The organism is Anaerostipes hominis (ex Lee et al. 2021) (assembly GCF_002270485.1).
GTDB lineage: Bacteria > Bacillota > Clostridia > Lachnospirales > Lachnospiraceae > Anaerostipes > Anaerostipes hominis.
This window is the reverse complement of sequence record NZ_NQOG01000005.1, coordinates 138,761-155,999: the sequence shown is the minus strand read 5'-3', so window position 1 is coordinate 155,999 and position 17,239 is coordinate 138,761. Positions and strand designations below refer to the sequence as shown.

Here is a 17,239-nt window from a genome sequence, read left to right as displayed (position 1 = left end):
TCCTCCTTACATTATGTAATGCACAAATAAGCTGTAGAATTCCCTACAGCTTATCGCACATTAGTCATTTAAAAAACCAGTATAGTTTTGCACTAACAATTGAGATTTAATCTGCTTGATCGTTTCTAATATAACTCCAACCACGATAATGATGGAAGTTCCTCCAAAAGAAACCTGAGCACTAAATACACCGTTAAAGAAAAACGGAATGACTGCTACAATTGTTAGTCCAGCTGCACCTATAAAAATAATATATTTTAAGATCTTGTTTAAATAATCCACTGTCGGTTTGCCCGGACGGATACCCGGTACAAATCCTCCCTGTTTCTTCATGTTATTTGAGATTTCCAGAGGATTAAAAGTAATCGATGTATAGAAATATGCAAAAATAACAACAAGTACAATATATATAAGAAGACCCAGCGATCTCTTCGGATGATTTGCGTCAAACCATGTGGACGAACTTAAACTGTGCAGAACTTTTCCCATAAATCCATTGCTCTCATACTTAAACAGCTGCTGAATGATCAGCGGGAACTGCATAATAGATGAGGCGAAGATAATCGGGATAACTCCGGCTGTATTCACTTTCAGCGGAATATGGCTTGACTGGCCGCCGACCATTTTTCTTCCCTGAACTTTCTTTGAATACTGTACCGGAATATGGCGTTCAGCATCTGAAAGGATGATAACGAACACGACAGTCAACAGCACAACAGCTGCGATCACACATCCTGCAATAAGTGCCGGTCCGATCTGTTTGCCTTTCATGAACTGATTATAGAGCGCATAAAAATCTTTCGGCATTCCTGATACGATGTTGATCAACAGGATGATAGAAATACCGTTTCCAATACCATTTTCCGTGATACGCTCACCAAGCCACATAACGAGGATCGCACCTGCTGTCAGGGCAATGATCATCGTCACAATGGTAAAATTGGTGTGTTCAGCTCCCAGCGCACCGCTGCGGCTGAAACCGATGGTCATACCGGCGGACTCGATGAGTCCTAATACAACCGTCACGTATCTCGTGATCTTAGCTATTTTCTTTCTTCCATCTTCGCCGTCTTTCTGCATCTCCTCCAATGCAGGGATAGCGATCGTCATCAGCTGCATGATGATGGAAGATGTAATATATGGCGTAACACTCAGTGCAAATACTGACATCTGCAAAAAGGACCCGCCGGTAAAAGAGTTCAGGAGATTGAATGAATCTCCCAAAGTACTCTTTAAATATGCAGTCACCTGGGCAGTATCGATTCCTGGAATCGGCAGTTGTGACCCGAAGCGCACGACAATCAGAATGATCACCGTAAACGTAAGCTTTTTCCTTAGTTCTTTGTTTTTAAACGCATTTGTCAATGCATTCGCCATACTAAATCACCTCGGCTTTTCCTCCAAGAGCTTCGATCTTTTCTTTTGCCCCTGCACTGAAAGCATTTGCTTTTACTGTAAGTTTCTTTGTGAGTTCCCCACTGCCTAAGATTTTGACACCGTCTTTAGGATTAGAAACGATTCCTGCTTCTACTAAAGTCTCAACAGAAACTTCGGCTCCGTCTTCAAATCTCTCTAATGCTGATACGTTGATTCCAATGATTTCTTTAGAGTTAATGCAAGTGAAGCCTCTCTTTGGAATACGTCTGTATAAAGGCATCTGTCCGCCTTCAAATCCCGGTCTTACTCCGCCGCCGGAACGGGCTTTCTGTCCTTTATGTCCTTTACCTGCAGTTTTTCCATTTCCTGAACCATGTCCGCGACCTCTTCTGAAATTGTCGCTGTGCTTAGATCCGTCTGCAGGGCGTAAGTTTGATAATTCCATCCTTCGCACCTCCTAATCTACAATTAAATTTCTTCTACTTTTACTAAATGCTGAACCTGATGAATCATTCCCCTGACACTTGCATTGTCCGGCATTTCAACAGTTTTGTTTAACTTCTTGAGTCCTAAAGCTTCCACTGTCTTTCTATGCTTTGGAATGGCACCGATTGTAGATTTTACCAAAGTAATTTTTAATTTATCTGCCATTTTCATGTTCCTCCTAACCTAAGAGCTCTTCTACAGATTTTCCGCGAAGCTTTGCTACTTCTTCTGGAGTTTTTAAGTTTTTAAGTCCTTCGATCGTTGCAAGAACAACGTTCTGCTTGTTATTGGAACCTAAGGACTTAGAACGGATATTCTTATATCCTGCAAGCTCCAATACGTCACGGGAAGGACCTCCTGCGATGATTCCGGTACCTTCCGGGGATGTCTTTAATAATACAGATGAACTTCCGAATTTACCTGTGAAGTCATGCGGTGTACTTCCTTTTTCGTCAATCGGTACTTCCACTAATTTCTTAGCAGCCGCTTCTCTTCCTTTGCGGATCGCTTCTGGAATTTCCATTGCTTTTCCTAATCCTGCACCAACGTGTCCATTCTTATCTCCAACAACAACTAATGCTGCGAATCTGAAATTACGTCCACCTTTTACTACTTTGGTAACACGTTTGATAGATACAACTTTTTCTTCCAGCTCTAACTGGCTAGGGTCGATCATTGTACGCTTCATTTGATTTCCTCCTGTTAGAATTTAAGACCAGCTTCACGTGCTGCGTCTGCTAATGCTTTTACTTTTCCCTGATAAATAAATCCGCCTCTGTCAAAAACAACGGTGGAGATACCTTTTGCGATAGCTCTTTCAGCAATCACTTTTCCCAAGTGAGCTGCCGCTTTTACATCGTCAGTCTTTTCTAAATCAGCTTTTACGTCTTTCTGTAAAGTGGATGCTGATACTAAAGTATTTCCAACGGTGTCATCAATGATCTGAGCGTACATATGATTATTGCTTCTGAATACGCTTAAACGCGGTTTCTCCGCTGTTCCGCTAATATGATTACGAAGCTTTAAATGTTTTTTCGCACGAACTTTGCTTCTTGACTGTTTTTTAATCATCCTATCTCACTCCTTTACTTCGCACCAGTCTTACCGACTTTACGTCTGATAACTTCATCAGCATATTTAATACCTTTTCCTTTGTAAGGCTCAGGTTTTCTTAATTCTCTGATTTCCGCAGCGTACTGTCCAACTTTTTCTTTATCAATACCTTTAACGATAATGATATTCTGACCTTCCATTTCAGTTTCGATGCCTTCTGGATCTGTCATTGCTACCGGATGTGAAAATCCAAGGTTGAAAGTAATTTCTTTTCCTTTTTTCTGTGCTCTGTAACCAACACCGTTAATTTCAAGCTTCTTTTCATATCCCTGAGACACTCCAGTCACCATGTTGGCGATCAAAGATCTGGTCAACCCGTGTAAGGATTTCATCTTCTTTAAGTCATTCGGTCTGGATACCACGATCTGGTTGTCTTCTAATTTAATTTCCATCTCCACCGGAAGATTCTTTTCCAGTGTTCCCTTAGGACCTTTCACAGTCACTTTATTTCCTTCTTCAATCTTAACCTCAACTCCCTGAGGGATATCGATTGGCAATCTACCTATACGAGACATAGGTTACCTCCTTAAATTGTCGGAAAGGACTGGGCGTCCTTTCTGTTTTCAGAATTCGTTTTATTATATAATATAAAGTTTAACAATAAGATAAATTCAAGTTAAAAAATTTTTTCGAAACTTACGCAAGCCTTTTGTAAGGAAGTTCGGTTCATTAAATTCCTCCGAACGACCTTCGCACTGACCTCAGTCTGCGCTGACGCTTGCCTTCACTAAGTGCTCTAGGTCACCATACAAACGCAAGTACTTCTCCGCCTACGTGTTCTTTTCTTGCTTCTTTGTCTGTAAGAACACCTTTGTTTGTTGAAATGATCGCTACTCCAAGTCCGCCTAATACTTTAGGAAGTTCTTCTGAGTTTGCATACACACGAAGTCCCGGTTTAGAAATTCTCTTAAGACCTGTGATGATCTTTTCATTCTTGTCCTGTCCGTACTTTAATGTGATAACGATGTTGTTATATGCACCTTCTTCTTTGATGTCGAAAGATTTGATGAAACCTTCTTTTAAAAGGATTTCAGCAATCGCAACCTTCATCTTAGAAGCAGGAATTTCTACGGTATCATGTTTCGCAGTGTTTGCATTACGGATTCTTGTAAGCATATCTGCAATCGGATCGCTCATTGTCATTGTTAGTTCCTCCTTCCCTATTCTTACCAGCTGGCCTTTTTCACGCCTGGAATCTGTCCTTTGTACGCTAACTCACGGAAGCAGATTCTGCAGATTCCGTATTTTCTCAAGTAAGCATGTGGACGTCCACAAATCCTACAACGGCTATATTCTCTTGTTGAAAACTTCTGTTTTCTCTGTTGCTTTAATACCATTGACTTTCTAGCCATGGGAACCCTCCTAACTATTTCTTAAACGGCATACCAAATAAGGTTAATAATTCACGAGCTTCTTCGTCTGTGTTGGCTGTTGTAACGAAAATTACATCCATACCTCTGACTTTATCCACTTTGTCGTATTCAATTTCCGGGAAAATTAACTGTTCTTTGATTCCTAATGCGTAGTTTCCTCTTCCATCAAAAGAGTTCTGGCTTACACCCCTGAAGTCACGTACACGAGGCAGTGCCAGGTTGATCAGACGATCAGCAAACTCGTACATTCTCTCTCCTCTTAATGTAACCTTGCATCCGATCGGCATTCCTTCTCTTAACTTGAAGTTAGCAACAGATTTTCTTGCCTTGGTTACGATCGCTTTCTGTCCGGAGATCGTTTCCAGATCTGCAACAGCAGCATCTAAGAGCTTTTTATTTTCTTTTGCTTCACCAACGCCCATGTTGATCACGATCTTCTCGAGCTTTGGTACCTGCATTATATTTTTATATCCGAATTTCTTCATCATGGCTTCCATGATTTCGTTGGTATACTGTTCTTTTAATCTACTCAACTGTCCGAAACCTCCTCTCTTTATTAATCAATCACATCTCCGGTTGCCTTTGCAACACGGACTTTTTTACCGTCTTCTACTTTATAGCCGATCTTTGTAGTTTTGCCGTTATGAACAAACATCACGTTGGAAATATGGATCGGGCCTTCTTCTGTCACAATACCGCCCTGCTGGTTCTGTACGCTTGGTTTTGTATGCTTTGTGAGCATATTAGCACCTTCAACGATAACAGTATTCTTCTTGTGGTCGATTGCAACAACTTTGCCTTCTTTACCCTTATCTTTTCCAGCGATGACTTTCACAAGATCGCCTTTTTTAATTCTAATTCCTGACACAGTGTTTCCTCCTTATAATACTTCTGGTGCTAATGAAACAATCTTCATGAATTTTTTGTCTCTGAGCTCTCTTGCCACTGGTCCAAAGATACGAGTTCCTCTTGGATTCATATCCTCTTTGATAATAACTGCAGCGTTCTCATCAAATCTAATATAAGATCCGTCTTTACGGCGGGCACCTTTTTTCGTACGAACAACAACGGCTCTTACTACATCACCTTTTTTTACAACGCCACCTGGTGTTGCATCTTTGACCGTAGCTACAATAATATCGCCGATGTTAGCATATCTTCTAGTGGATCCACCTAACACTCTGATGCAAAGGATTTCTTTTGCCCCAGTGTTGTCAGCCACTCTAAGTCTTGACTCCTGTTGAATCATGCTGTTTCTCCTTTCCTAATGGAACAATCTATTTCGCTTTTTCGACTACTTCCACAAGTCTCCATCTCTTGTCCTTAGAGAGAGGTCTTGTTTCCATAACTTTAACTCTGTCTCCGATACGGCATTCATTATTTTCATCATGAGCTTTTAACTTGTAAGTTCTTTTCACGATTTTCTTATATAATGGATGTTTTACATTATCTTCGATTGCAACTACGATTGTCTTATCCATCTTGTCGCTTACAACTTTCCCGACACGGGTTTTTCTCAAATTTCTTTCCACAACAAATTCCTCCTTTCGATTTAAGCGTTAGCCTTTGCTGTAATCGCTCCCTGAATACGAGCGATGTTTCTTCTAACTTCTTTGATTCTGCTTGTGTTCTCAAGTTGATTTGTTGCATTCTGGAATCTCAAGTTGAATAATTCTTTTTTCGCAGCTACTAGCTCTTTGTTTAATTCATCAATAGATTTATTATTTAACTCTTTTACAAATTCTTTAGTTTTCACTGTTGTCACCGCCTTCTAAAGCTTCACGAGAAACAATTTTACACTTAACAGGTAGTTTATGAACAGCAAGACGTAAAGCTTCTCTTGCAACTTCTTCACTTACACCAGAAATCTCAAACATAACGCGTCCTGGTTTTACAACTGCTACCCAGTACTCTAAGTTACCTTTACCTTTACCCATTCGAGTTTCAGCAGGCTGTGCTGTCACTGGCTTATCAGGGAAAATCTTAATCCAAACCTTACCACCACGCTTGATGTAACGGGTCATAGCGACACGGGCTGCCTCGATCTGGTTGGATCTGATCCAAGCCGGCTCTGTTGCCACGATACCGAATTCTCCGTAAGTGATTTTATTACCGCGAGTCGCTTTTCCGCGCATGCTTCCGCGGAACTGTTTACGGCGTTTTACTCTCTTAGGCATTAACATTATTTATTTCCCCCTTCCTGCTTTTCTTTCGTCGGAAGAACTTCACCATGGTAGATCCAAGTCTTAACTCCGACTTTACCATAAGTTGTGTCTGCTTCAGCGAATCCATAATCGATGTCTGCACGGAGTGTCTGCAGAGGAATTGTTCCCTCGCTGTAAAATTCTGTACGGGCCATGTCAGCTCCGCCTAAACGTCCGGATACGGATGTCTTGATTCCCTGTGCTCCGGATCTCATCGTTCTCTGCATGCAGGACTTCATAGCTCTTCTGAAAGAGATACGGTTCTCTAACTGCTGTGCAATATTTTCTGCAACTAACTGTGCGTCTTTGTCCGGTCTTTTTACTTCTTTTACGTCAATCAGCAGTTTCTTGTCTGTCATCTTCTGGAGTTCTTTTTTAAGTTCTTCAATGGCAGATCCGCCTTTTCCGATCACTACTCCAGGTTTTGCTGTATAGACGATCAATTTTACTCTGTCGGAAGCTCTTTCAATTTCGATTCTGGAGATTCCTGCATTGTATAATTTTTTCTTTACATATTTTCTGATCTTATCATCTTCAACCAGGTTATCTGCAAAATCGCCTTCTGCATACCATCTGGAATCCCAGTCTTTGATAATACCAACTCTTAAACCATGAGGATTAACTTTCTGTCCCATTATTGCCTCCTTCTATCTTTCGTCAAGCACAACAGTGATATGGCTCATACGGTGTTCGATTCTGTATGCCCTTCCCTGTGCCCGAGGTTTAACTCTTTTCATTGTTGGTCCTTTGTTTGCATAACACTCTGCAACATAAAGGTTTTCCGGATTCATTCCATTATTATTTTCTGCATTGGCAATTGCAGACTTTAATAATTTTTCGATTAAACTAGATGCGTATCTTGGGTTATATAATAAGATACCAAGTGCTTCCTGAACGCTCTTTCCTCTGATCGCATCCAATACGAAACATGCCTTAGTAACAGACACTCTGGCATTGGATAAGGTAGCGCTAGGTCTCGTATCTTTTTGTGCATTTCTTTCTTTTTTGTACTGAGATCTGCTGTATTTCTTAGCCATGGATTGTGAAACCTCCTTCCATTCCTCTATCGATTATCTGATTCCTGATTTCTTTTCTGCTTTTGTATGACCACGGAATGTTCTGGTCGCAACAAACTCCCCGAGTTTGTGTCCAACCATATCTTCTGTTATATATACAGGCACATGCTTCCTTCCGTCATGTACGGCAATTGTATGCCCTACAAAGGATGGGAAGATTGTGGAACGGCGGGACCATGTCTTGATGACATTTTTGTCTCCAGCTTCATTCATTGCATCAACTTTTTTCAATAAGCTTGCATCCGCAAATGGTCCTTTTTTCAGTGAGCGAGCCATAAGTTACCTCCTTAAACTATTTAACGTTTTTACCGTCTCTTCTTCTAATGATCATCTTGTTAGACTGTTTGTGTTTCTTGCGTGTCTTCAAACCAAGTGCCGGTTTACCCCAAGGTGTACATGGACCCGGACGGCCGATACCAGTCTTACCTTCACCACCACCGTGCGGATGGTCATTAGGGTTCATAACAGAACCGCGGACTGTAGGACGGAATCCCATATGGCGTTTACGTCCCGCTTTACCGATGTTTACGAGGTCATGTTCAATGTTTCCAACCTGGCCGATAGTAGCTCTGCACACAGCAGGAACCATTCTCATCTCACCTGACGGAAGACGAAGGGTTGCATACTTTCCTTCTTTCGCCATAAGCTGAGCGGAATTTCCCGCGGAACGAACTAACTGTCCGCCTTTTCCAGGATACATTTCGATATTGTGGATTTCTGTACCTACCGGGATGTTTGCCATCGGTAAGCAGTTTCCAACTTTGATCTCAGCGTCCGGACCGTTCATAACTGTAGCGCCTACAGCTAATTTGTTCGGAGCGATGATATAAGCTTTCTCACCGTCTGCATATGTGAGCAGTGCAATGTTTGCTGTTCTGTTCGGATCATATTCGATAGCTGTTACTGTTGCCGGAATACCATCTTTTCTTCTCTTGAAGTCGATAATTCTATATTTTCTTCTGACTCCGCCTCCGCGGTGTCTTACTGTAATTTTACCCTGATTATTACGGCCGGCTGTCTTCTTTAAGGAAGTTGTCAGAGATTTTTCAGGAGTGCTCTTTGTCACTTCAGTAAAATCTAACCCGGTCATATGTCTTCTGGAAGGTGTATATGGGTTATATGTCTTGATTCCCATGTCTTTCTCCTTTCAATTCCAATTTAATATCACGCTTTTGTTGCGTATAGCTTCAATAAAATATATTAAGGTAGTTACACTCGACTAGCGTTCAGCTTTCGCCTGCGGCTCGGCTTCACTGAGTCTCGGTAACGGCTTTCGCACTAAGCTCATGCTGCGCTTTCGCTTGCACTCTCTAAGTGCTCAATGCCTATAACCCCTCGAAGATCTCGATATCTGCGCTTTCTTCTGTCAACTGTACGATCGCTTTCTTTGTCTTAGCGGTCTTTCCGAAAGTCATTCCACGTCTTTTTGTCTTTCCGTCGTAGTTCATTGTGTTGACTTTGGCAACCTTTGTTCCTTCGAACATCTTTTCCACTGCTTCTTTAATCTGAGATTTTGTTGCAGTCGGATGAACTAAGAAAGTGTATTTTTTCTCTGCCATTGCATTCATACTTTTTTCAGTTACAATCGGCTTTAAAATAACGTCATAATATTTGATGTCTGCCATTATGCGTACACCTCCTCAATATTTGCTACTGCTTCTTTAGAAACAACAACGGTATCATATTTTAAGATATCATATACGTTGATGGTGCTTGTGAGAGCAGTTTTTACTCCAGGAATGTTTCTTGCAGATAAGATTAAGTTGTCGTTCTTATCTCCCATGATAACCAGCGCTTTTTTTACATTTAAGTTGTTTAACATGTTTGCAACATTCTTTGTCTTTACTTCGTCAAATTTGAACTCATCTACTACGATGAACTTATTTTCATTGACTCTGGAAGTTAAAGCGGATTTCAGAGCTAATCTTCTTTCCTTTTTATTTAACTTCTTAGAATATTCTCTTGGTTTCGGAGCAAATACAACTCCTCCGCCTGTCCACTGCGGAGCTCTGATAGATCCCTGTCTTGCATGACCGGTACCTTTCTGTCTCCAGGGTTTTCTTCCGCCGCCGCGTACTTCTGAACGTGTCTTCGCGCTCTGTGTACCCTGACGGTTATTTGCTAACTGGCTTACAACTGCCAAATGCACTAAATGCTCATTTATTTCAACACCGAAGATGCTGTCGTTAAGATTTAATTTCTCAACTTCATTTCCTTCCATGTTTAACACAGATACTTCTGCCATCTGTTTGTCCTCCTTCCCTAGGCCTACGCCTTCACTGATTCTTTCAACATTACTAAAGATTTCTTAGGTCCTGGTACAGCACCTTTTACCAAAATAATGTTTTTTTCTGCATCAACCTTTACTACTTCCAGATTCTGAATGGTAACTCTTTCAGCACCCATCTGTCCCGGCATTTTCTTTCCTTTGAAAACTTTGCTCGGATCAGAAGCCATACCATTGGAACCTGCATGACGGTGATACTTAGAACCATGTGTCTTAGGACCAGTACTTAAACCGTGACGTTTGATACCACCTGCATATCCTTTACCTTTGGATGTAGCAGTTGCATCGATTTTATCTCCTGCTTCAAAAATGTCAGCTTTGATTTCCTGACCTACTGTGTATTCAGAAGCATTTTCAAATCTGAATTCTCTCACGAATTTTTTAGGTGCAACACCTGCTTTGTCGAAGTGCCCCTTCTCCGGTTTGTTTACAGACTTTTCTTTCTTATCTGCAAATCCGACCTGAACTGCTTCGTAGCCATCGTTTTCTTCTGTCTTTACCTGAGTAACGACACAAGGCCCAGCCTGCAGTACAGTAACCGGTGTTAAAACTCCGTCTTCGTTAAAGATCTGAGTCATTCCGACTTTTGTTGTTAAAATCGCTTTTTTCATTGATATTTCCTCCTATTTAATCTACAGCGGATTATAACGCATGACGTTAAAATCATCCTAGACGCTATGAAAGCTAAAGGGGATTCCTTATTTGTTCATAACCCTGCGGGATAACTTCCTATTTTGTTTTCATCTTGATATCGATGTAAACACCAGCCGGTACTTCTAACTTAGATAATGCATCGACTGTCTTCTGTGTTGGTGTGATGATGTCAATCAATCTCTTGTGAGTTCTCTGCTCGAACTGTTCTCTGGAATCTTTGTACTTGTGTACGGCACGGATGATGGTAACTACTTCCTTCTTTGTCGGCATCGGTACCGGTCCGCTCACCTTAGATCCTGTCTTCTTTACTGTTTCGATGATACTCTTTGCTGATGCATCGATTAATTGATGATCATACGCTTTTAATGTAATTCTCATTACTTGACTTGCTGCCATAAAAAAAGCCGCCTCCTTTTCGCACTATAAATTTCTTGTAGCACGACAAGTGGTGACTGTACACTCCTCCGTGTGTATCGTAAGATTTACACACTGCGTCTCTATCTTTATATTATAAAAATAGATTGTAATATTCGTACAGTGACTTGTCGCCAGTTTTAACAACTTGACATTCGCTCCACGGAAAACCTGCGCCGGCTTTTGCCGGTACAGCAACCTCACGCTTCACCGCTATCAAGGTCACAACGATTTGATTATATACGAATATCCAAGGTATTGCAAGGCTTTTTTTGTTTTTTTTGGAATACCAGACTGTAAATTTTCTAAATTGGTCAAAGTTTTTTCTTTTTGCTATATAATATAGAAGAAATACCTTTAAATCCAGTTTTCTTTTATTTCTTCTCTCAATTCCCGGAACATATCAACATATCTCTCTTTTGTCTTTTTGACAATATCCATGGCGATAGCATGATTGTATGCATGAGCAACATTGTTTCTGGAAATCAGCGCCTCCAGCCAGACCTCCTGATCCTTTATCAGATCTGAACTGTAAGCCAGTTTTATAATACTGCGGGGTGAACCTGTGGCTGCCTCTTTTATTCCATTGTCATATAGAACTTCTTTGACCGCCTTCCATGACTGCTCAAAGCAGATTTCATAGAGCCCTACCAAACCAGTGAGAACAACGTTGTCATACGGCTCTTTATACTTATATATATCTTCTAAATTATCTGCTGCCTTGCAGAAGTTTTCAAATTTTTTCATAGATGACTAACCCTTCTTCAATTATCTTATCTTTCAATTCCTGTTGAACCGGCAGACCCAAATCTACTACATCATACATCAACAGAGTAGAAGTCTCCTCATCCACTGCCAGTGTAAACCGATTTGTGTCTCCGCCGCACACTGCCAGATCAATGTCACTTTTCTTATGGTAATCCCCACGGGCACGGGAGCCGAATAAAATAACCTTTTTAACGCCGTAATCTTCTGCCAATTTTCTGATCTCTTCAAATACTGTTTTCTTTATTCCGCTTGTATCAGTGATATCCATATATTTTGTTCCTATTTCTAATTTTTCTTTTTGGTTTGACTACTTTTATCTAGAATAAATGTAGCATATCTATTTGAGAAATGCAATTTGTCATTATCTGTAGTTTTCCAATTAATAACTTGGATAATCTCCCAGAATATCGTATAATTATAAAAAATAAGGAAGGGTGGTCTAAAATTATGAAAACAAAAAAAAGATAAAGTGGCTTGCAAAGAATGTCACTTCGACAACCCGTTCTGGAAATTACTTATATTTAGACCCCTATTCAGGAGACGCCTATGGCGGACAGCCTCTCAGGTTTTTATCCACAAAAAATGATAAAGTTAAAACAATCTCCAAATGTGCAAATTATACGGTCCGCGGAAAAACTTTATATTATTCAAACTATAAAAAAACTCTCAAAAAAGGCTTTCTTGTAGATGTCATCCGCTGTAAGCGAAATGGATCTAAAAAAAGATATCTCGCCAAAAATATTAAGGTCATATGTACTTGGAATATTTCCTCAAAAGGTATGAATTATATGGATCAGAATTATACGGAAAAATACTATAAATTTAAGTAGCTTTTTAAGCAGGGATTGTAAAAAGCTAAACTAATACACATTTTATTGAACAGACCTAATATCCCTGGAAACATCGGAAGGACGGGCACACCCGTCCTTCTTTTTTCGCTTTCTTACATATAATTCCCGAATTTATCCTTCTCCGGTTCCTTTCCAGCCGCGATCATTTCATCCAGCAGTGGGAACCGGTAGGTTCTCGGATTATCTCCCATCTGGATCTGCTTCTCTGCGAGCTCCTGCATGCGGCTCATCTCTTCATCTGTCAGCTGGAAATCAAAATTCCCCATGTTCTGCCGGATCCTTCTCTCATTTGAAGATTTCGGTATGACTCCGAATCCATCCTGCACAAGTCAGTGAAGGAGGACCTGCGCCGGTGTCTTTTCGTGCAAAGCACGTCTATCTGAAGTATTAAAGGTACCCAGATTCGTTTTTCCCGCACCTAGATCAGTTGCTATTTCCTTGTTTTATCAGTATAATTAGAGTATCGATTTTAAACAAAGGAGGTTAGCTTCATGGAAGTTGAACCAGTCAAGAAAATCACTTTAACGGAACAGATCATGCAGGAGATTGCTTCTCAGATCACTTCCGGACAATTAAAACCAGGAGAAAAACTTCCAAATGAACGCGCTTTGGGCGAGATGTTCAATGTCACCAGAAGCAGGATTCGTGAGGCACTTCGCGCATTATCACTGATTGGTCTGATCACGATCAAACCAGGTGACGGCAGCTTTGTCAACGAGGAAGGAATCAAGATCCCCGATGAAACTTTATTATGGATATATCATCAGGAGATCCACAATCATGATGAAATTTATGCCGCAAGGAAGTTGATCGAAACTGAAGTATATTTAACATGTTTTGATCACAGGACTCCAGACATTATATCCCGTATCACTTCTTATGGTGATGTCCTGTTTGATGCCGATATCAATGAAATTTCGTCAGACACTTTCTATACATTGATTTCAGATATTGATCTCTATGTAGGAAGTGCATGTGGCAACAACATCTATAACAAGCTCATGCAGACCATGGTACTCCTCAGGAAAGAATCAGCTATGAAGATTCTTGCTTTATCAACCTCGAGAGCGTCTGCCATTTATTACCGCAAAAAAATCATTGACTGTTTTCACCAGGATGACCGGGAGAAACTAAAAAAAGCCTTAGATGACTTTTTTAAATATTCTATTCAATCTATTACCATAGATAATTCCGCATCCATTGAACAATAATACACAATAAAAAGAAGTATTTCCCACATTCAGCGGAAATACTTCTTTATTTTTAGTTCTCTAAATTTTCTCTGACCACACGATCCACAATTTCTTTTTCTTCCTGACTTAACTCAAGAAACGGTTTTCTCACTTCCCCTACATACATTCCTCTGGCATTTAAGATATGTTTGATCGCAGGGAACAATCCGATATTCCAGATACACTCCATAATATTATTTGCTTTGATCTGGAGCTTTCTTGCATCTTCCGATTTTCCGTCCAGATATAAATCATAAATTTTCTTGTAGTGCGGAAGCATAAAATTGAATGTGCTTCCAATGAATCCGTCGCATCCCAACGCTAAAAAGGCAACCATATTCTGTTCAAATCCGCCGAATGTCAATAACTCAGGGTTCACATTTTTGATTCTCTCCATTTGATACACATCCAGATTAGTATGCTTTACACCACTTAAGGCTCCCGACTTTAACAAGGCAATCGTATCCGCATTGTTCAAATCCAACTCTTTATATGTATTACAAGGGATATTATAATATAAAATCGGCATATCAACCGCCTCAGCAATATCATAAAAGTACTGCGCAATGGCCTTCTGTGAATATCCAAAGTAAAAAGGAGGTGTTGCCGCAATATTCTCATATCCCATCGCTTTGGCTTCTTTGGCATAATAGATTGCTTCATCCGTGGAAAGCGCTCCCACATGGGCAAAGAGATCTGCTTTTTCTTTAAATCCGCTGGCTATTTCAAACAACTGAACCCTTTCTTCTCTCGTCATCAGAAAGCATTCTGCGGAGCTGCCTCCCACAAAAAATCCTTTTGCACCTTCTTCCAAATTCTTGCTAAACAGCTGTTTGGCTGCTTCTTCATTGATCTTATTCTCTCTATCATAAGGGGTGATAGATGCCACATATAAACCTTTCATCATTTTTACCATTCCTTTCGCTTCGCTCAAGGCACAAACAGGTTAATGAAAAAAGTTGTGCCCCTCCATTTTCCGTTATATAATCTTCCTATGGAATAGCAATACACTACAGAGCACGGGAGGAGGAGTGGCGAATTTATTTCACCCCGTATTTTTATATGTGCCGTCATCCTTTCAAGCACAAACAAGTGGGACATTGAGCCCGGACTCTTATCATTGGTAATAAACCATGTTTATTTAGTCGCAGGATGACAGTCAATGCTGCTATTCCTTTTTTAGTTAAGGTGGTGATACTTATGATGAAGCTAAAATACTCCATCTGCTGTGGGCTTGATGTCCACAAAAATGTTATCGTTGCAACCATCGTAACCACCGGCAAGAACGGAATTTCCGAGTATAATCAAAAATCTTTTTCCACCATTAACTCGGATATCCAAAGGTTTCACAACTGGCTTATCAAGAATAATTGCTCATATGGACGTATCAAAAAGCGTCGTGGTCACAAGAAAGCCATTATCGCCATTGCACGTATGATGATGGTCTGTATTTACCACATGGTTTCCGAAAAGAAGCCTTTTACCCCGACTGACTATGAGGAATTGATGAATCCTCAAAATCATGTAGAGCGGGTTACATTAAACGAAAACAATGTTTTCGCCTACCTTGAATCTCTCGGTTACGATAGCACTAAGTTAGTAAAACGCAACGATAACTAATTTAAGTGCGTCTCAAAATCTACTTTATTTTTCACTCTTCCTCCAATACTAATCTAAGCGATATACGCGTTCCATATCAAGCCACGGTCCGTCCTCTGTGTATGGGGCAAGACACGGGATACATTCATCCCACCATCTCTGAGTTTCAGGATCTGCCGCCATTTTTGCCATGTCTGCCTCGTAATCATCCCCTGTATATTCAAAATAAGTAAACAGACGGTTATCATGATAATAAATAGAATAGTTTTCAATATTACATTCTTTGATCATCGCATTGATCTGAGGCCATGGATTGGCATGCAGCTTTTTATAATACTCTAATTTTTCCGGTTTCACTTTTGAAATACTTCCAAAACGCTGTACTTTTCCCATAATGATTTCCTTTCTTATAAATGATAAATCCGTTTGGCATTGTTATAAAATAGTTTCTTTTGAAACTCTTCTCCCCGCTCTCTTGTAATTTCATCCAGGCTTTTAATCCACGGGGACAGTCCGGTTGCTATATTACATACCGGATAATTGCTTGCAAACATCACCCGGTCTTCGCCAAAGATGTCCAGTGCAATATCCACAGCCGGACGTAAAGTATCTACATTCCACTCTCCGGCAGGATTTAGTCCTGAGATTTTACACACGACATGTTCAAGTCCTGCCAGCAATGTCAGGTTTTTTATCCACTGCCGCTTATACGCCAGTTCCTCTGCATCCGGAGCCGGCTTTGAAATAATATCCGGATCTGCAATTCCCATATGATCTAAAACGATCATTGTATCTGGACATTGTTTTGCCATCTGATACAGATCATGAAGCTCTTCATTCCTTAAACATCCCTCAAAGAGAAAATCGTTTTCTCCAAGATAGCGTACATTTTCAATAAATTGTCCGGAAAGACATGTTCCAGGCTTTACAGACGGTACATGAAGCACCTGCCTTACCCCTTTCACCTGAGGAATATCCCGATAAGCATTGATATATTCTTTAAATTGATCTTTCGTCAGGTCACCGGAAATAATAGCTGCAGATACCATATTGGAACTGTCCCTGCAAAGGTTTAATGCATATTGATTTTCACGTTCCTTTTCAAAATCGGCGCTGTCCACTTCCACGTAAACCGCTTTTTCTATTTCATAATCTGATCCTGCCGCCATATCTTTGCTGTAGTCATTTATAGAATAATTTCTTTTTAAAACAGAACCTTCTCCGTCCAGCCACGGCAGAGAAAACTCATTAATATTCCAAAGGTGTAAATGCGTATCTATTAATTTCATGATATCCCCTCCATTTTTAATATGGTACCGAGTATTACCACCTCAGCTATGGCAAAGCAGAAAAAACCAGTAAAGCCTCACAAGGGTAAGACCCGAAATATTCCTTCAGATAGTTACTGCTTTAAAACTCCAATGCCCATACTGTAGTCATGCACTCCAGCCTGTCAAAGACCGAAAACACTTCCGTGTCCATAAATGTATCAGCAACAACTATGCTAAGACAGCTGCTGTCATCATGGACAAAGTCTCTCGCTCGATTCTCGGATATCAGGTATCCACTTCCAGAGAGCCAGGTCCCTGTATCCTCACCATACGCATGGCCTTTGATAAATTCAAAAAGTTCCGTCCGTTTATGCAGTTCATAGAACGTCTTAACCACACCTTCAAAGAATCGTACGGCATTACTTGCGGCTATGGCACAGAAAGCGGTGCTGTTCACAACGCCTCCCTTTGGATTGCCTATTACAACTTCTTACGTCCACACGAATTATCCGGCGGAAAAGAACCCCTAAATAA

The 17,239-nt window shown here is 40.5% G+C and carries 31 protein-coding genes; 2 read left to right on the top strand and 29 right to left on the bottom strand.

Annotated elements, in window-relative coordinates; translation table 11 throughout:
- Positions 1–60 precede the first annotated feature (60 nt).
- The 25 genes from secY to CI597_RS18420 all read right to left on the bottom strand — a co-directional run bounded on the left by secY (position 61) and on the right by CI597_RS18420 (position 12,869).
- Positions 61–1,377, bottom strand: coding sequence for a preprotein translocase subunit SecY (gene secY / locus CI597_RS07205; RefSeq protein ID WP_024729357.1), 1,317 nt, complete (start codon positions 1,375–1,377; stop codon positions 61–63).
- Between the two features lies 1 nt (position 1,378).
- Entirely contained in the window at positions 1,379–1,822 is a 444-nt protein-coding gene (gene rplO / locus CI597_RS07200) for a 50S ribosomal protein L15 (RefSeq protein ID WP_006568504.1), read from the bottom strand.
- A 23-nt stretch (positions 1,823–1,845) separates the two neighbouring features.
- Positions 1,846–2,028: a 50S ribosomal protein L30 gene (gene rpmD, locus CI597_RS07195; protein ID WP_009289941.1), complete on the bottom strand. Its 183-nt coding sequence runs from the start codon at positions 2,026–2,028 to the stop codon at positions 1,846–1,848.
- A 13-nt stretch (positions 2,029–2,041) separates the two neighbouring features.
- Positions 2,042–2,551: a 30S ribosomal protein S5 gene (gene rpsE, locus CI597_RS07190; protein ID WP_024729356.1), complete on the bottom strand. Its 510-nt coding sequence runs from the start codon at positions 2,549–2,551 to the stop codon at positions 2,042–2,044.
- A 14-nt stretch (positions 2,552–2,565) separates the two neighbouring features.
- On the bottom strand, positions 2,566–2,934 hold the full coding sequence (gene rplR / locus CI597_RS07185) for a 50S ribosomal protein L18 (RefSeq protein ID WP_024729355.1): 369 nt from the start codon (positions 2,932–2,934) through the stop codon (positions 2,566–2,568).
- Positions 2,935–2,948: 14 nt separating this feature from the next.
- The gene (rplF, locus tag CI597_RS07180; RefSeq protein WP_024729354.1) at positions 2,949–3,491 is read right to left on the bottom strand and encodes a 50S ribosomal protein L6; all 543 of its coding nucleotides are present in this window, start codon (positions 3,489–3,491) and stop codon (positions 2,949–2,951) included.
- A gap of 226 nt (positions 3,492–3,717) precedes the next feature.
- A complete protein-coding gene (gene rpsH, locus CI597_RS07175; protein ID WP_024729353.1) occupies positions 3,718–4,119 on the bottom strand; it encodes a 30S ribosomal protein S8 in 402 nt (133 codons plus the stop codon).
- Positions 4,120–4,142: 23 nt separating this feature from the next.
- The gene (locus CI597_RS07170; protein WP_006568498.1) at positions 4,143–4,328 is read right to left on the bottom strand and encodes a type Z 30S ribosomal protein S14; all 186 of its coding nucleotides are present in this window, start codon (positions 4,326–4,328) and stop codon (positions 4,143–4,145) included.
- A gap of 14 nt (positions 4,329–4,342) precedes the next feature.
- The gene (gene rplE, locus CI597_RS07165; protein ID WP_024729352.1) at positions 4,343–4,882 is read right to left on the bottom strand and encodes a 50S ribosomal protein L5; all 540 of its coding nucleotides are present in this window, start codon (positions 4,880–4,882) and stop codon (positions 4,343–4,345) included.
- Positions 4,883–4,905: 23 nt separating this feature from the next.
- Positions 4,906–5,217: a 50S ribosomal protein L24 gene (gene rplX, locus CI597_RS07160; RefSeq protein ID WP_024729351.1), complete on the bottom strand. Its 312-nt coding sequence runs from the start codon at positions 5,215–5,217 to the stop codon at positions 4,906–4,908.
- 12 nt (positions 5,218–5,229) lie between these two features.
- The gene (gene rplN, locus CI597_RS07155) at positions 5,230–5,598 is read right to left on the bottom strand and encodes a 50S ribosomal protein L14 (RefSeq protein ID WP_006568495.1); all 369 of its coding nucleotides are present in this window, start codon (positions 5,596–5,598) and stop codon (positions 5,230–5,232) included.
- Between the two features lie 28 nt (positions 5,599–5,626).
- Positions 5,627–5,881: a 30S ribosomal protein S17 gene (rpsQ, locus tag CI597_RS07150; protein ID WP_006568494.1), complete on the bottom strand. Its 255-nt coding sequence runs from the start codon at positions 5,879–5,881 to the stop codon at positions 5,627–5,629.
- Positions 5,882–5,901: 20 nt separating this feature from the next.
- Positions 5,902–6,105: a 50S ribosomal protein L29 gene (gene rpmC, locus CI597_RS07145; RefSeq protein ID WP_006568493.1), complete on the bottom strand. Its 204-nt coding sequence runs from the start codon at positions 6,103–6,105 to the stop codon at positions 5,902–5,904.
- Complete coding sequence (rplP, locus tag CI597_RS07140; protein ID WP_006568492.1) at positions 6,095–6,532, bottom strand: 50S ribosomal protein L16; 438 nt, start codon at positions 6,530–6,532, stop codon at positions 6,095–6,097. Before rplP ends, rpmC begins: the two co-directional genes overlap by 11 nt.
- Complete coding sequence (gene rpsC / locus CI597_RS07135; RefSeq protein WP_024729350.1) at positions 6,532–7,188, bottom strand: 30S ribosomal protein S3; 657 nt, start codon at positions 7,186–7,188, stop codon at positions 6,532–6,534. Before rpsC ends, rplP begins: the two co-directional genes overlap by 1 nt.
- Before the next feature lie 12 nt (positions 7,189–7,200).
- A complete protein-coding gene (rplV, locus tag CI597_RS07130) occupies positions 7,201–7,590 on the bottom strand; it encodes a 50S ribosomal protein L22 (protein ID WP_006568490.1) in 390 nt (129 codons plus the stop codon).
- Between the two features lie 33 nt (positions 7,591–7,623).
- The gene (gene rpsS, locus CI597_RS07125) at positions 7,624–7,905 is read right to left on the bottom strand and encodes a 30S ribosomal protein S19 (RefSeq protein ID WP_006568489.1); all 282 of its coding nucleotides are present in this window, start codon (positions 7,903–7,905) and stop codon (positions 7,624–7,626) included.
- 16 nt (positions 7,906–7,921) lie between these two features.
- Positions 7,922–8,764 carry a 50S ribosomal protein L2 gene (rplB, locus tag CI597_RS07120; RefSeq protein ID WP_024729349.1) on the bottom strand — a complete coding sequence of 281 codons (843 nt, stop codon included), beginning with the start codon at positions 8,762–8,764 and terminating at the stop codon, positions 7,922–7,924.
- Positions 8,765–8,954: 190 nt separating this feature from the next.
- A complete protein-coding gene (rplW, locus tag CI597_RS07115) occupies positions 8,955–9,254 on the bottom strand; it encodes a 50S ribosomal protein L23 (RefSeq protein WP_024729348.1) in 300 nt (99 codons plus the stop codon).
- Positions 9,254–9,874 carry a 50S ribosomal protein L4 gene (rplD, locus tag CI597_RS07110; RefSeq protein ID WP_024729347.1) on the bottom strand — a complete coding sequence of 207 codons (621 nt, stop codon included), beginning with the start codon at positions 9,872–9,874 and terminating at the stop codon, positions 9,254–9,256. Before rplD ends, rplW begins: the two co-directional genes overlap by 1 nt.
- Positions 9,875–9,897: 23 nt before the next feature.
- Complete coding sequence (rplC, locus tag CI597_RS07105; protein WP_024729346.1) at positions 9,898–10,527, bottom strand: 50S ribosomal protein L3; 630 nt, start codon at positions 10,525–10,527, stop codon at positions 9,898–9,900.
- Between the two features lie 118 nt (positions 10,528–10,645).
- The gene (gene rpsJ, locus CI597_RS07100; protein WP_009289945.1) at positions 10,646–10,966 is read right to left on the bottom strand and encodes a 30S ribosomal protein S10; all 321 of its coding nucleotides are present in this window, start codon (positions 10,964–10,966) and stop codon (positions 10,646–10,648) included.
- A 375-nt stretch (positions 10,967–11,341) separates the two neighbouring features.
- Positions 11,342–11,731 (bottom strand): HI0074 family nucleotidyltransferase substrate-binding subunit, encoded by a 390-nt coding sequence (locus tag CI597_RS07095; protein WP_024729345.1) that lies wholly within the window; start codon positions 11,729–11,731, stop codon positions 11,342–11,344.
- Entirely contained in the window at positions 11,718–12,020 is a 303-nt protein-coding gene (locus CI597_RS07090; RefSeq protein ID WP_024729344.1) for a nucleotidyltransferase family protein, read from the bottom strand. Before CI597_RS07090 ends, CI597_RS07095 begins: the two co-directional genes overlap by 14 nt.
- Before the next feature lie 675 nt (positions 12,021–12,695).
- Positions 12,696–12,869, bottom strand: coding sequence for a hypothetical protein (locus CI597_RS18420; protein WP_235824571.1), 174 nt, complete (start codon positions 12,867–12,869; stop codon positions 12,696–12,698).
- 225 nt (positions 12,870–13,094) lie between these two features.
- On the opposite strand from CI597_RS18420, the gene CI597_RS07080 reads away from it, so the two are divergent.
- Positions 13,095–13,814 (top strand): FadR/GntR family transcriptional regulator, encoded by a 720-nt coding sequence (locus CI597_RS07080; RefSeq protein ID WP_024729343.1) that lies wholly within the window; start codon positions 13,095–13,097, stop codon positions 13,812–13,814.
- A gap of 52 nt (positions 13,815–13,866) precedes the next feature.
- Here CI597_RS07080 and CI597_RS07075 read toward each other — a convergent pair whose 3' ends face one another.
- Positions 13,867–14,742, bottom strand: coding sequence for a dihydrodipicolinate synthase family protein (locus tag CI597_RS07075; RefSeq protein ID WP_235824570.1), 876 nt, complete (start codon positions 14,740–14,742; stop codon positions 13,867–13,869).
- Positions 14,743–15,035: 293 nt separating this feature from the next.
- On the opposite strand from CI597_RS07075, the gene CI597_RS07070 reads away from it, so the two are divergent.
- Positions 15,036–15,455, top strand: a complete 420-nt coding sequence (locus tag CI597_RS07070; RefSeq protein ID WP_024729341.1) for a hypothetical protein — start codon at positions 15,036–15,038, stop codon at positions 15,453–15,455.
- 48 nt (positions 15,456–15,503) lie between these two features.
- On the opposite strand, the gene CI597_RS07065 is transcribed toward CI597_RS07070, so the two are convergent.
- The 3 genes from CI597_RS07065 to CI597_RS17920 all read right to left on the bottom strand — a co-directional run bounded on the left by CI597_RS07065 (position 15,504) and on the right by CI597_RS17920 (position 17,162).
- The gene (locus CI597_RS07065) at positions 15,504–15,827 is read right to left on the bottom strand and encodes an L-rhamnose mutarotase (RefSeq protein WP_024729340.1); all 324 of its coding nucleotides are present in this window, start codon (positions 15,825–15,827) and stop codon (positions 15,504–15,506) included.
- 14 nt (positions 15,828–15,841) lie between these two features.
- Positions 15,842–16,723: an amidohydrolase family protein gene (locus CI597_RS07060; protein WP_024729339.1), complete on the bottom strand. Its 882-nt coding sequence runs from the start codon at positions 16,721–16,723 to the stop codon at positions 15,842–15,844.
- 121 nt (positions 16,724–16,844) lie between these two features.
- On the bottom strand, positions 16,845–17,162 hold the full coding sequence (locus CI597_RS17920) for a hypothetical protein (RefSeq protein ID WP_024729338.1): 318 nt from the start codon (positions 17,160–17,162) through the stop codon (positions 16,845–16,847).
- Between the last annotated feature and the right edge of the window lie 77 nt (positions 17,163–17,239).